The organism is Vagococcus intermedius (assembly GCF_029144185.1).
Lineage (GTDB): Bacteria > Bacillota > Bacilli > Lactobacillales > Vagococcaceae > Vagococcus_D > Vagococcus_D intermedius.
In genome coordinates this window covers 1,537,624-1,550,388 of sequence record NZ_CP110232.1, presented here as the reverse complement: position 1 = coordinate 1,550,388, position 12,765 = coordinate 1,537,624, and the positions used below count along the sequence as shown (strand labels likewise).

General features: G+C 36.3%; 14 protein-coding genes. All 14 read left to right on the top strand.

What is annotated here, in order from left to right; genetic code table 11:
* Positions 1-16 precede the first annotated feature (16 nt).
* The 14 genes from eutD to OL234_RS07165 all read left to right on the top strand — a co-directional run bounded on the left by eutD (position 17) and on the right by OL234_RS07165 (position 12,650).
* Entirely contained in the window at positions 17-655 is a 639-nt protein-coding gene (gene eutD / locus OL234_RS07230) for an ethanolamine utilization phosphate acetyltransferase EutD (protein ID WP_275468577.1), read from the top strand.
* A 3-nt stretch (positions 656-658) separates the two neighbouring features.
* Positions 659-1,264, top strand: a complete 606-nt coding sequence (locus OL234_RS07225) for a hypothetical protein (protein ID WP_275468576.1) — start codon at positions 659-661, stop codon at positions 1,262-1,264.
* Positions 1,265-1,266: 2 nt separating this feature from the next.
* Positions 1,267-1,536 carry a EutN/CcmL family microcompartment protein gene (locus tag OL234_RS07220; protein ID WP_275468575.1) on the top strand — a complete coding sequence of 90 codons (270 nt, stop codon included), beginning with the start codon at positions 1,267-1,269 and terminating at the stop codon, positions 1,534-1,536.
* 48 nt (positions 1,537-1,584) lie between these two features.
* Positions 1,585-2,685 (top strand): ethanolamine utilization protein EutH, encoded by a 1,101-nt coding sequence (eutH, locus tag OL234_RS07215; RefSeq protein ID WP_275468574.1) that lies wholly within the window; start codon positions 1,585-1,587, stop codon positions 2,683-2,685.
* Complete coding sequence (locus OL234_RS07210) at positions 2,685-3,137, top strand: cupin domain-containing protein (RefSeq protein WP_275468573.1); 453 nt, start codon at positions 2,685-2,687, stop codon at positions 3,135-3,137. The genes eutH and OL234_RS07210 overlap by 1 nt, the downstream gene beginning before the upstream one ends.
* A gap of 24 nt (positions 3,138-3,161) precedes the next feature.
* The gene (gene eutJ / locus OL234_RS07205) at positions 3,162-4,007 is read left to right on the top strand and encodes an ethanolamine utilization protein EutJ (protein ID WP_275468572.1); all 846 of its coding nucleotides are present in this window, start codon (positions 3,162-3,164) and stop codon (positions 4,005-4,007) included.
* Positions 4,008-4,278: 271 nt separating this feature from the next.
* Complete coding sequence (gene rpsB / locus OL234_RS07200; protein ID WP_275468571.1) at positions 4,279-5,061, top strand: 30S ribosomal protein S2; 783 nt, start codon at positions 4,279-4,281, stop codon at positions 5,059-5,061.
* A gap of 148 nt (positions 5,062-5,209) precedes the next feature.
* On the top strand, positions 5,210-6,088 hold the full coding sequence (gene tsf, locus OL234_RS07195) for a translation elongation factor Ts (RefSeq protein WP_275468570.1): 879 nt from the start codon (positions 5,210-5,212) through the stop codon (positions 6,086-6,088).
* 132 nt (positions 6,089-6,220) lie between these two features.
* A complete protein-coding gene (pyrH, locus tag OL234_RS07190) occupies positions 6,221-6,943 on the top strand; it encodes a UMP kinase (RefSeq protein WP_275468569.1) in 723 nt (240 codons plus the stop codon).
* 1 nt (position 6,944) lies between these two features.
* The gene (frr, locus tag OL234_RS07185; protein WP_275468568.1) at positions 6,945-7,502 is read left to right on the top strand and encodes a ribosome recycling factor; all 558 of its coding nucleotides are present in this window, start codon (positions 6,945-6,947) and stop codon (positions 7,500-7,502) included.
* Positions 7,503-7,689: 187 nt separating this feature from the next.
* Positions 7,690-8,517, top strand: coding sequence for an undecaprenyl pyrophosphate synthase (gene uppS, locus OL234_RS07180; protein ID WP_275468567.1), 828 nt, complete (start codon positions 7,690-7,692; stop codon positions 8,515-8,517).
* Positions 8,518-8,520: 3 nt separating this feature from the next.
* Positions 8,521-9,327 carry a phosphatidate cytidylyltransferase gene (locus OL234_RS07175; protein ID WP_275468566.1) on the top strand — a complete coding sequence of 269 codons (807 nt, stop codon included), beginning with the start codon at positions 8,521-8,523 and terminating at the stop codon, positions 9,325-9,327.
* 279 nt (positions 9,328-9,606) lie between these two features.
* Positions 9,607-10,893 carry an RIP metalloprotease RseP gene (rseP, locus tag OL234_RS07170; RefSeq protein WP_275468565.1) on the top strand — a complete coding sequence of 429 codons (1,287 nt, stop codon included), beginning with the start codon at positions 9,607-9,609 and terminating at the stop codon, positions 10,891-10,893.
* A gap of 41 nt (positions 10,894-10,934) precedes the next feature.
* A complete protein-coding gene (locus OL234_RS07165; protein WP_275468564.1) occupies positions 10,935-12,650 on the top strand; it encodes a proline--tRNA ligase in 1,716 nt (571 codons plus the stop codon).
* The last annotated feature ends 115 nt before the right edge of the window (positions 12,651-12,765 follow it).

Below are 12,765 nucleotides of genomic sequence, written 5' to 3'. Positions count from 1 at the left end.
TTGGGAGGCATATAGAATGAATGATTTAGATGTAACGGCACTTGTTAAAGAAGTAGTCTCTCGTTTGGGAGCAAAATCAAGTGATTTTGAAGTTGAAGCCAGTGGACGACATGTCCATTTAGATCGTCCAACAATCGATGCATTGTTTGGCGAAGGGTATCAATTAACAAAAGCAAAAGATTTATCACAACCAGGACAATACGCTTGTAAAGAACGTATCTCACTAGTTGGACCAAAAGGGGTATTACGTAATGTCATCATCTTAGGACCAGAACGTAATGCCGCTCAAGTTGAAGTATCTGCAACGGATGCTATGGTTTTAGGAACAAAAGCACCTGTTCGTGAAAGTGGCGATATTACTGGCACACCTGGTGTTTTATTAATGAATGGAGCAAAAGCTGTTCAATTAGACAAAGGTCTAATTGTTGCTAAACGTCATGTCCACATGACAGAAGAAGATGCAGCAGCTAACAATGTAGTTCAAGGCGAAATAGTTCAAGTACGCGTTGAAGGACAACGTCCATTAATTTTTGACGATGTTGTTATTCGTGTCAACCCTAAATTCGCAACATTTATGCACATCGATTATGATGAAGCAAATGCTTGTGGTTTTGTTAAAGGAACACGCGGAACAATTATTAAAAAGACGGTCTAGCTTATGAGAGACTTTGAGACGTTAGTTCAATTAGTGACTGATCGCATTATGAGCCAATTAGATGATTCTATTGAGAGCAGTTCAACCAAGCGTATTTATGTTATGGGTCATACAACGTCTGAGTTACTGAGTTACTTTCAGAAGTTGGATTATTCAGTAACGTCAACTAGTCAAACAGCAGATGCTATCTGTATATCGGAATTATCACTAGGGACACTTTCAAGAGTGGCTCTAATGATGCCCGATACGTCAGAAGAGCAGCTGTTATTAGATTTTTTAATGGCTAAAAAACCTGTGATAGTAGTTAAAAATCAAGTAGAGTATTCGCAAGGCTTAAAAACTTGTAGTTATGCGATGAAAAAAAGAATTTTAGCTTTTGAAGAGGAATGGACTCGTTTTGGTGTTGATTTTATAAAAATTGATGCCACAATGAAAACGAAAGAAACCAGTGTTAAAACTAAGCTACTAAGTGTTTCTAATATTGAAAAAGCAGGAATTAAGACCGGAGAGCAAGTGATTATATCTGAAGATACACTTGTGACACCTCTTGCTAAAGACTATCTTAGAGAACAACAAATAGAGCTTATCTATCGAAGAAATGAGGAATAACTATGTTAATTGGGAAAGTATCAGGAAGTCTATGGGCAACACGCAAGAATGAAAAATTGAATGGTTTAAAATTCTTATTGGTGGATATTGAAGAAGATGAAACAGCAGGTCGTGTCCAGACATTAGTTGCAGCTGATAACGCTGGAGCTGGGTTTGACGATACTGTACTCGTTACAACAGGCAGTTCTGCTCGAATGGCTCTAGATGCTCCTGATATCCCAGTTGATGCAGTTATTGTTGGGATTATTGATTCAGTTGAGCGTGCGAACTAAGACGTTCACTGATGACAAAAAGTGAGATCTTAGGAGGTTTTATAAAAAATGGGAATTAATGAAATTATTATGTATATTATTGCTTTCTTCATGATCTTAGGCGGAATCGATAAATGTCTAGACAACAAATTCGGCTTAGGTGAACAATTTGAAGAAGGTATTATGGCGATGGGGTCTCTTGCCTTATCAATGGTCGGGATTATTACTTTAGCCCCGGTCTTAGCTAATATTTTAGAACCAGTGGTAGTACCTGTATACAAATTTTTAGGTGCTGATCCGGCAATGTTTGCAACGACATTACTTGCAAATGATATGGGTGGTTTCCCATTAGCAGTTCAAATGGCTGAAACAAAAGAAGCAGGACTTTTTGCTGGAACAATTTTAGGTGCTATGATGGGACCTACTATCGTCTTTACAATTCCAGTTGCTTTAGGAATTATTCAAAAATCTGATCATAAATATTTAGCAACGGGTGTTTTATCAGGGATGATTACAATTCCTGTCGGCGCTTTTGTTGGTGGATTAGTTGCTGGTTTCCCAGTTGTAATGATTCTTAAAAATTTAGTACCGATCGTAATTGTAGCCGCTTTAGTTATGGCTGGTTTATGGTTTAAACCTGAAGCTATGATTAAAGGATTTACTGTTTTTGGTAAATTTGTTGTTATGGTAGCTATTATTGGTTTAGTAATTGGTGCCTTAGATCCATTAGTAGGAATTAAAGTACCAGGTATCACACCAGTTGCTGAAGGTATTAGCACAGTTGGTGGTATTGCTTTGACATTAGCAGGTGCGTTCTGTTTAGTATTTGTTATTACTAAAGTGTTCAAAAAACCATTGATGGGCTTAGGTAAAGTGTTAGGAATGAACGAAGTTTCAGCTGCTGGTATGGTAGCGACTATGGCAAATAGTATTCCGATGTTCCAAATGATGAAAGACATGGATGCTCGTGGTAAAATTATCAACGTGGCATTTGCTGTATCAGCTTCATTCGTATTAGGAGATCACTTAGGCTTTACAGCTGGTGTGGCTCGTGAAATGATTTTCCCAATGATCGTAGGTAAATTAGTTGGGGGTATTACAGCTGTTTTTGTAGCGATGTTTATGGCTAATCGTATGCTTAAAAACGAAGAGAAAGTAGGGACTAAATAATGGCAGATCAAAGCAGAGAACTTATTGAAAAGGTTGTTCGTGAGATTTTACTGGAAAAAATGTCAGGTTTATCAGATTTAACAAAACATGTTGACCCTAGCGGTGTGATGTCTGTTAAGTTACCTTTGTTGGAAGTAAATGAAGATGACCGTTTAGATACTGGTAATCCTGCTCATAAAGTATATTGTAAAGATTTAATGACATTAGAAGAAAGCCCACGTTTAGGTTGTGGATTGATGGTAATGCGTGATACAACTTTCGACTGGACATTAGATTATGATGAGATTGATTATATTATTGACGGAACATTAACAGTAATTATCGAAGGTCGCCGTATTACAGCAGGACCTGGTGAAATTATGTTGATTCCTAAAGGCTCACCAATCCAATTTTCAGTTGAAGGCGATGCGCGTTTTGTTTACGTAACTTACCCAGCTGATTGGAATTCATAAGAGTTAAGAAATTAGGGTGATAATATGGTTAATTTAGAGCAAGCTAACGAATTATTAGCAGAATTTAATGCCATTGCTAACACTAAAAAGCATCAACCTTTTGACAAAAATGACCCCTTAAAAGTAGGAGTTGATTTGGGAACCTCATCAATTGTATTGGCGATTCTAGATCAAGATAACAAACCTGTTTATGGTAGTTTTGAATTTGCAGAAGTTATTCGTGATGGTTTAGTAGTTAATTACGTAGAGGCTGTTCAAATTGTGTCACGTCTGGTACGTGAAGCAGAGGAAATCTTAGGTGTTGAAATAGAGTCAGCGGCAACTGCCATTCCACCGGGAACGGTCGGAAATGACAAAAAAATTGTTTCAAATGTACTAGAGTCAGCAGGTTTAATGGTGACGACGGTCGTGGATGAACCAGAAGCAGCAGCCTGTTTGTTAGGTTTAACACAAGGAGCAGTTATTGATGTCGGTGGTGGAACAACAGGGATTAGTGTGATTGAGAACGATGAAGTTGTGTTGACACTTGATGAACCGACTGGTGGGACTCATATGAGTTTGGTTTTAGCTGGTTATTATGGTATCAGCGTTGCTGAGGCAGAGTTATTAAAAAGAGATCATGACCAAGAGAAAACTAACTTTATTATTATCAAACCTGTTGTTGATAAAATGGCAGCTATTACTGAGAGAATGCTAGAACAGCATCCTATTGAACCTTTATATGTAGTTGGCGGAGCTAGTTTTTTTGAAGAATTTGCCCCAACATTTTCTAAATATTTAGGAATGGTAGTAGAGCGACCAGACTATCCGCAATTTGTGACACCTTTAGGTATTGCTAAAGCAAGTGGCGATAGTAAGTATGCAGAATAATAACAAAGAATAAGCAAAAAATATTATTTGTTTGGTTATAAAATAAAAAGTAGTAAGTCTGGGTTAACTCACTCATACTTACTACTTTTTTGTTATTAAAAAAAAAGACTTGTTTTTTTTGGGAATATAGGGTATGATTTTATAGGTATCAATTGATACTAAAACCACATCTTTTGCCTATTTTCTGAGAGGTGCTTTGATTTATCAGAGTCCTCAGAGGAGTCTAAAGCAAGAGAGAGGAAATCTAAAAACCAAATGGAGGAAACACAACATGGCAGTAATCTCAATGAAACAGTTACTTGAAGCTGGTGTACATTTCGGTCACCAAACTCGTCGCTGGAACCCAAAAATGAAGAAATATATCTTTACAGAAAGAAACGGTATCTACATCATCGATCTACAAAAAACTGTACGTTTAGCTGATGATGCTTACAACTACATGAAAAAAGTTGCTGAAGATGGCGGCGTTGCATTATTCGTAGGTACTAAAAAACAAGCACAAGATGCTATTAAAGATGAAGCTATCCGCGCTGGTCAATACTATGTAAACCACCGTTGGTTAGGTGGAACTTTAACTAACTGGGATACAATTCAAAAACGTATCTCTCGCTTAAAAGAAATTAACAAAATGGAAGAAGATGGCGTGTTCGAAGTACTTCCTAAAAAAGAAGTTGCTGGTTTAAACAAACAACGTGAACGTCTTGAAAAATTCTTAGGCGGTATCGCTGATATGCCTAGAATCCCAGATGTTATGTTCATCGTTGACCCTCGTAAAGAGCGTATCGCTGTTCAAGAAGCTCATAAATTAAACATTCCAATCGTTGCTATGGTTGATACTAACTGTGATCCAGATGAGATCGACGTAGTTATCCCATCAAACGATGATGCGATTCGTGCAGTTAAATTAATCGCTGGAAAAATGGCTGATGCTTTCATCGAAGGCCGTCAAGGTGAAGATGAAGTTGTTGAAGAAACATTTGCATCAGAAGACAAAGTTGCTGAAAAAACTGATTCAATCGAAGAAATCGTTGAAGTTGTTGAAGGTAGTAACTAATAGTCTATATTAAATAACTATTAAAATTGAGACTGTCTCAAAGGCTATTGATCGGTTGGCGAAAATAAGTAGCCTAGACTTCCTTTGGGACAGTTTTTTTAAAAGTAAATTAGTCAAACGAAATGTTTATTATTAGGAGGAAATTATAATGTCAAAAATTACAGCCGCTATGGTTAAAGAATTACGTGACGCTACAGGCGTTGGTATGATGGATGCTAAAAAAGCTTTAGTTGAAGTTGAAGGTGTTATGGAAAAAGCAGTAGACTTCTTACGCGAAAAAGGTTTAGCAAAAGCTGCTAACAAAGGCGATAGAATCGCTGCTGAAGGTTTAGCTAACGTTCATGTTGACGGTAACGTTGCTGCAATCGTTGAAGTTAACTCTGAAACTGACTTCGTATCAAAAAATGATATGTTTGTTGAATTAGTTGCTAAAATTGCTAAACTTGTTGTTGAGAACAAACCAGCTAACATGGAAGAAGCTTTGGCTATTGTAACTGAAAATGGAACTATTGAAAAAGAAGTTTTAGAAGCAACTACCGTTATTGGCGAAAAAATTAGCTTCCGCCGTTTTGAATTAGTTGAAAAAACTGATAATCAAGCATTTGGTGCTTACCTACACATGGGCGGCCGTATTGCCGTTCTTGCTACACTTGATGGCACAACTGATGAAGCTATGGCTAAAGACGTTGCAATGCACGTTGCGGCGATTAACCCTCGTTACGTTTCAAAAGATCAAGTTTCTCAAGAAGAATTAGATCATGAAAAATCAGTTCTTACTGAACAAGCTTTAAATGAAGGTAAACCAGCTAATATCGTTGAGAAAATGGTTATTGGACGTATGCAAAAATTCTTAGCAGAAATCTGCTTAGTAGACCAACCATTCGTTAAAGATCCAGACATGACTGTTTCTAAATTTGTTGCAACTAAAAATGCTACAGTAAAATCATTCGTACGTTTTGAAGTTGGAGAAGGTATGGAAAAACGTGAAGAAAACTTCGCGGAAGAAGTAGCTAACCAAATGAAATAAATTTTACCTGTCACTTGTGACAGTTGGGAACGCAACTAGTAATAGCTTGCGCTCCCTTTTTTTAGGCAAAAACGTCTAATAGTATGGGTGAGTGTGTTAAAATAGGAAGTGGATAAAATGGAGGGAACAGAAATGGTAGAACCGAAATATAAACGTGTTATTTTAAAAGTAAGTGGAGAAGCTTTAGCAGGAGATGCAGGCTTTGGAATCAAACCACCAGTTATTGCAGAAATCGTTAAAGAGATTAAAGAAGTTCATGAGTTAGGTGTTGAGATTGCCATTGTTGTTGGCGGTGGCAATATTTGGCGTGGGACAATTGGTGCCGAAATGGGGATGGAACGTGCACAGGCAGATTATATGGGCATGTTAGCAACTGTTATGAATGCTTTAGCTTTACAAGACACGTTAGAAAATATTGGTGTTCCGACGCGTGTGCAAGCTTCAATTGATATGCGTCAAATTGCTGAGCCTTACATTCGTCGTAGAGCTGTTCGTCATTTAGAAAAAGGCCGTGTTGTCATTTTTGCAGCCGGTACTGGTAACCCGTATTTCTCAACAGATACAACGGCTGCATTAAGAGCTGCTGAAATCGATGCAGATGTTATTCTAATGGCTAAAAATAATGTGGATGGCGTTTATTCAGCTGATCCCAAATTAGATGCAGGTGCAACTAAATTTGAAGAATTAACACACTTAGATGTCATCTCAAAAGGATTACAAGTTATGGATTCAACCGCTAGTTCTTTAAGTATGGATAACGATATTCCACTTGTTGTCTTTAACTTAAATGAAGTTGGCAATATTAAACGTGTATGTTTAGGTGAAAACATCGGAACTACCGTAAGGGGGAAATAAAATGGTCAAAGAAATTTTAAATTCAGCTAAAGAAAGAATGGCTAAAGCCGAAGAAAGTTTAAGTCGTGAATTAGGTCAAGTAAGAGCAGGACGTGCTAATGCTAGTCTTTTAGACCGTATTCAAGTTGATTATTATGGTGCACCAACACCATTAAACGCAATTGCTTCTATTAATGTACCGGAAGCTCGTGTCTTAATGATTACACCATTTGACAAATCAGCATTAGAAAATATCGAAAAAGCTATTTTAGCAAGTGAGATTGGTATTAGTCCAGCAAATGATGGGAATGTTATTCGTTTAGTTATTCCACAATTAACAGAAGAACGTCGTAAAGATTTAGCTAAAGAGGTTGGTAAATATGCCGAAAATGCTAAAGTAGCTGTTCGTAACATTCGTCGTGATACTATCGATGAGTTGAAGAAAAAAGAAAAAGCTAAAGAAATTTCTGAAGATGAGTTACATACTTTAGAAAAAGACGTGCAAGTTATTACCGATAAGAGTACTAAAGAAATTGATACAATTACAACAGCTAAAGAGCAAGAATTATTAGATGTTTAAAGGTTTGTAAAAAAGGAACCGCCGGGCGGTTCCTTTTTTATTTGAGTTGTCTAAACAATAACTGTTCTAGGTAGTATAAAATTGGGTGTAAGTACTGTCTTTTTATTAAGTTGTCGGCTTTAGATAGGTTTTTTTTACAGTTTTTGCTACAATGATAGAGATAGATAAAGTTTAAAGGAGGCAGACAATGTTTCGTTTTTTTCCACAAAAACAAAAATACACATTAGATAAAACAAATCTGACATTTGATTCAGAGGGTATTGTACCAAAGCATATTGCAATTATTATGGACGGGAATGGACGTTGGGCTCAAAATCGCCGCCTGCCACGTGTTGCTGGTCATAAAGAGGGTATGAATAATGTGAAAAAAATAACTAAACATGCTAGTCGTTTAGGAATAAAAGCCTTAACCTTATACGCTTTTTCAACAGAAAACTGGAAGCGGCCAACAACTGAGGTAGACTATTTGATGAAGTTACCTGTCGAGTTTTTTGATACGTTTGTTCCAGAATTAATTGCTGAAAATGTCAAGGTTAATGTCATTGGTTATACTGACTTTTTACCAGAACATACTCAAAAAGCTGTTTTCGATGCAATGGCGCAAACCAAAGAGAATGATGGCATGATTTTAAACTTTGCTCTTAACTATGGTAGCCGTGCTGAAATGTTAACAGCGATGAATCAGATTTTAGCAGATATCAAAGAAGAGAAACTAGCTACCGAAACAATTACGGAAGAAATATTTTCATCTTATCTAATGACTGCAAGCTTAGGCAAAGAGTTACAGGATCCGGATTTATTAATAAGAACTAGCGGAGAAGAGCGAATTAGTAATTTCTTATTATGGCAAATTGCTTATAGTGAGTTGTTTTTTACAGATGCATTATGGCCAGATTTTGATCAGGAGCATTTAGAAGAGGCCTTAGCGGCTTTTCAACAGCGTAATCGCCGTTTTGGTGGTCTTGATAAAAAAGATGAGCATCATTATGATGACTTTGATGAGGGAGAGATTTAATTTATGAAACAACGTGTGATTACTGCCATTGTAGCCTTAGTAATTTTTATTCCAATCTTGATAGTTGGTGGTTGGGCGATTGAGGTAACAGCTGCTGTTTTAGCAGTGGTGGGAGTGTATGAATTATTTAAAATGAAGGGTCTAACTATCGGAAGTTTTGCAGGAGTTGTTTCGGCTCTAGCAGCTTTGGTGTTAGTATTACCACTAGAAAACTACTTTCCTTTTTTACCAGAAAGTTTAACAAGTAGTAATTTATTTTATTTTTTTGTGATGATTTTATTAACAGAAACAGTTTTTTCAAAAAATAGTTATACCTTAGATCAAGCGGCCTTCCCAGTTATAGTGAGTTTATATGTGGGAATGGGCTTCAAGTGTTTTTTACTTGCCAGAGGGACAACTGCTGATTTAACAATGTTATTATTTGGGCTACTAGTTGTGTGGTCAACTGACATTGGGGCTTATATGATTGGTCGTAAAATTGGTAAAAATAAATTAGCTCCAGCAATTTCCCCCAATAAAACCTTAGAAGGTGCCTTTGGTGGCATTCTTTCAGCAATAGTAGTAGCGTCAATATATTTACATTTCTTTGCAACAGAAGGTATATTTAATCAAGGGTTACCAGTCATGCTTTTATTTACAGTATTTCTATCAATGGTTGGCCAAATGGGTGACTTAGTAGAATCTGCTTATAAGCGTCATTATGGTGTTAAAGATTCAGGTAATATCTTACCAGGTCATGGTGGTATTTTGGATCGTTTTGATAGTATGATTTTCGTGTTCCCAGTGATGCATTTATTAGGACTATTTTAAAAAAGCAAACGGAGTCTTCCGTTTGCTTTTTTATTGAGAGAAATTCTAAATATCATTTAAAAGTAAAAAATGGAAGATAGCGGTATAGAGCAAATTATGTTAAAATATAAGATGCTTTACTATTTTTTTGAGTGAATTAAGTAGTAAACGGGACTTACTTTTTAAGCAATCAATGACTGACAGAATTAGCTAGTTGTTTAAAAGAAAAGCAGTCGTTTGTATGTGTCTATGGCGTATAAATAAGTTATTAGTGAGTATTATCAGGAGAGGGGAATAAATATGAAAACAGTGCTGACCTTTTTATTTGTGTTCTGTGTGATTGTCATCGTTCATGAATTAGGTCATTTTATTTTTGCTAAGCGTTCAGGTATTTTAGTGAGAGAATTCGCAATCGGCATGGGTCCGAAAATCTTTGCTCATACAGGGAAAGACGGGACGACTTATACCATTAGGTTGTTACCAATAGGTGGTTATGTCCGGATGGCTGGTATGGGTGAAGAGGAAGTTGAGTTAACACCTGGTCAACCTATTGCCGTTGAACTTAATGATAAACAAAAAATTGTTAGAATTAACACAAGTAGTAAAATACAGCTATCGAACGCGATCCCTTTAGAAGTGACGCAATTTGATTTGGAGAAAGAATTAATAATTAAAGGACATGCTTATGGTAATGATAAAGAAGTTATTACCTATGAAGTAGAACATGATGCCATGATTATTGAATCAGATGGAACAGAAGTTAGAATAGCTCCGTTAGATGTCCAATTCCAGTCAGCTAAATTATATAAAAGAGCCTTAACTAATTTTGCCGGACCGTTATTCAACTTCATCTTAACGTTTATTATTTTTACTATTGTGTTATTCATACAAGGTGGTAATGTTGAACCAGATCCAACTAGTAAGGTTGGTGCTGTTGTTGAAAATGGTGTAGCTGCCGATGCAGGTATTAAACCAAATGATCGCATTATTGAGGTGGCAGGTAAGCGAGTTACTACTTTTGAAGAAATCGGGCCAATTCTAACTAAAAATGTAGATAAATCTGTCAAAGTAAAAGTAGAACGTGATGGTAAAGAGAAGACTGTCACATTAACACCTAGAGCTGAAAAACAAGAAGATGGTAGCAAACGTGTTATGATGGGGATTATGGGTGGGACTAAGGTTACATCACTTTCTTTCATTGAGAAGTTAAAAGAAGCAGGAACCAAAACAATTGTTAATGCAACAGTAATTTTCGTTGCATTAAAAGATTTAATTTTAGGGTTTAGTTTAAATAAATTAGGTGGCCCAGTGATGATCTTCCAAGTTTCCTCACAAGTAGCAAATGAGGGAATTATTACGATCTTAAACTTTATGGCCATGCTTAGTGTTAATTTAGGAATAATGAATTTATTACCAATTCCTGCATTGGATGGTGGTAAATTACTATTAAATTTTGTTGAAGCAATTCGTAGGAAACCCTTATCAGAAGAGAGCGAAGGAAAAATCACGATGATTGGTTTTGCTTTTATGATGATATTGATGGTGTTGGTAACATGGAACGATATTATGCGTTTCTTTTTTAGATAATTAAGTGTTATAGTTGTTAGGAAAAAAAGGGAGAGATAAAAATGAAACAATCAAAGATGTTAATTCCAACGTTGAGAGAAGTACCTAATGATGCTGAAATTTTAAGCCATCAAATGCTATTAAGAGCAGGATATATTCGCCAAGTTACAGCAGGTGTCTATACGTATCTACCTTTAGCTTATCGTGTACTAGAAAAAATAAAAAAAATTATGCAAGAAGAATTTGAAGCCATTGAGGCATCTGAAATGTTGATGCCAGCGATGATACCAGCTGATTTATGGCGTGAATCTGGACGTTATGAAACTTATGGTCCGTTACTAATGAAACTACAAGATCGTCATGGTCGTGATTTTATTTTAGGACCAACACACGAAGAGACCTTTACTGATTTAGTAAAAAATGAAATCAATTCATATAAACGTTTGCCGTTATCACTTTATCAGATTCAAACTAAATATCGTGATGAAAGACGACCAAGATCAGGTCTTTTACGTGGTCGTGAATTTATTATGAAGGATGGCTACTCATTCCATGCGACAGAAGAGAGTTTGGATGAAGGTTACCGTGCTTATGAAAAAGCATATTATCGTATTTTTGAACGTTGTGGTTTAGAATTCCGTGCTATTATTGGTGATGGTGGCGCTATGGGTGGCAGTGATTCTAAAGAATTTATGGCGATTACAGAAGTTGGAGAAGATACTATTTGTTATTCTACTACCAGTGATTATGCAGCTAACTTAGAGATGGCTACAAGCTTATACACGCCAAGTAACTCACATGCGACGGTATTAGATTTGGAAAAAGTAGCAACACCAACTATTGAGACAATTGAAGAGGTAAGTGACTTTTTTGAAGTATCGAAAACACAAACAGTTAAATCAATGTTATTTATGGCTGATGAGGAGCCTGTTATGGTTTTAGTTCGTGGGGATCATGAAGTAAATGATATTAAATTGAAAAATCATTTAGCCGTAGACTTCTTAGAACCAGCTACTTCTGAAGAAGCCGTTAAATATATGGGTGCTGATTTTGGCTCACTTGGACCAATTAATTTATCAGAAGAAATTAAAGTTTATGCTGATTTATATGTCCAAGATTTAGAAAATATTATAGTTGGGGCTAATGAAACAGGTTATCATTTTAAAAATGCGAATCCAGGTCGTGATTTTACACCACTAGAATATGTTGACTTGCGTATCGTGCAAGAAGGTGATATTTCACCTGATGGCGAAGGTATTTTGAAATTTACTAAAGGAATTGAAATTGGTCACATTTTCAAATTAGGGACACGTTATAGTGCTGCAATGGGTGCTACAGTGTTAGATGAAAATGGCCGTGATATTCCAGTTATTATGGGATGTTATGGGATTGGTGTGAGTCGTTTGGTATCAGCTATGGTTGAACAAAATGCTGATGAAAATGGTATGAACTGGCCAAAAGGCTTAGCACCATTTGATTTACATATTGTACCAGTTAATGTAAAAGATGAAGCCCAAGTGACACTAGCTCAGGAAATTGAAGCGGATATGATTGCAGCTAACTATGAAGTATTGGTAGATGACCGTAAAGAACGCGCCGGTGTTAAATTTACAGACGCGGATTTAATTGGCTTACCAATCCGTATTACAGTTGGTAAGAAAGCATCAGAAGGCATTGTAGAAGTTAAAATTCGTCAAACAGGTGAAACATTAGAAGTTCGTAAAGATGAATTAACTAGTACACTAAATATTTTATTGAATCCTGAGAAGTCTAACTAAGATTAGAGATGCGGATTGCTAAATAGATAAATAGGCGTATAATAAAATAGAAAAATAAGGTCGGTCAGCAAATTTCTTGTTGGCCGTTTCTTGCTTTTTAATATAAGCAGCAGAT

Excerpts from the sequence above, each read along its gene's own strand:
- eutD (WP_275468577.1), top strand. The coding sequence starts at position 17 with ATGAATGATTTAGATGTAACGGCACTTGTTAAAGAAGTAGTCTCTCGT.
- OL234_RS07225 (WP_275468576.1), top strand. The coding sequence starts at position 659 with ATGAGAGACTTTGAGACGTTAGTTCAATTAGTGACTGATCGCATTATG.
- OL234_RS07220 (WP_275468575.1), top strand. The coding sequence starts at position 1,267 with ATGTTAATTGGGAAAGTATCAGGAAGTCTATGGGCAACACGCAAGAAT.
- eutH (WP_275468574.1), top strand. The coding sequence starts at position 1,585 with ATGGGAATTAATGAAATTATTATGTATATTATTGCTTTCTTCATGATC.
- OL234_RS07210 (WP_275468573.1), top strand. The coding sequence starts at position 2,685 with ATGGCAGATCAAAGCAGAGAACTTATTGAAAAGGTTGTTCGTGAGATT.
- eutJ (WP_275468572.1), top strand. The coding sequence starts at position 3,162 with ATGGTTAATTTAGAGCAAGCTAACGAATTATTAGCAGAATTTAATGCC.
- rpsB (WP_275468571.1), top strand. The coding sequence starts at position 4,279 with ATGGCAGTAATCTCAATGAAACAGTTACTTGAAGCTGGTGTACATTTC.
- tsf (WP_275468570.1), top strand. The coding sequence starts at position 5,210 with ATGTCAAAAATTACAGCCGCTATGGTTAAAGAATTACGTGACGCTACA.
- pyrH (WP_275468569.1), top strand. The coding sequence starts at position 6,221 with ATGGTAGAACCGAAATATAAACGTGTTATTTTAAAAGTAAGTGGAGAA.
- frr (WP_275468568.1), top strand. The coding sequence starts at position 6,945 with ATGGTCAAAGAAATTTTAAATTCAGCTAAAGAAAGAATGGCTAAAGCC.
- uppS (WP_275468567.1), top strand. The coding sequence starts at position 7,690 with ATGTTTCGTTTTTTTCCACAAAAACAAAAATACACATTAGATAAAACA.
- OL234_RS07175 (WP_275468566.1), top strand. The coding sequence starts at position 8,521 with ATGAAACAACGTGTGATTACTGCCATTGTAGCCTTAGTAATTTTTATT.
- rseP (WP_275468565.1), top strand. The coding sequence starts at position 9,607 with ATGAAAACAGTGCTGACCTTTTTATTTGTGTTCTGTGTGATTGTCATC.
- OL234_RS07165 (WP_275468564.1), top strand. The coding sequence starts at position 10,935 with ATGAAACAATCAAAGATGTTAATTCCAACGTTGAGAGAAGTACCTAAT.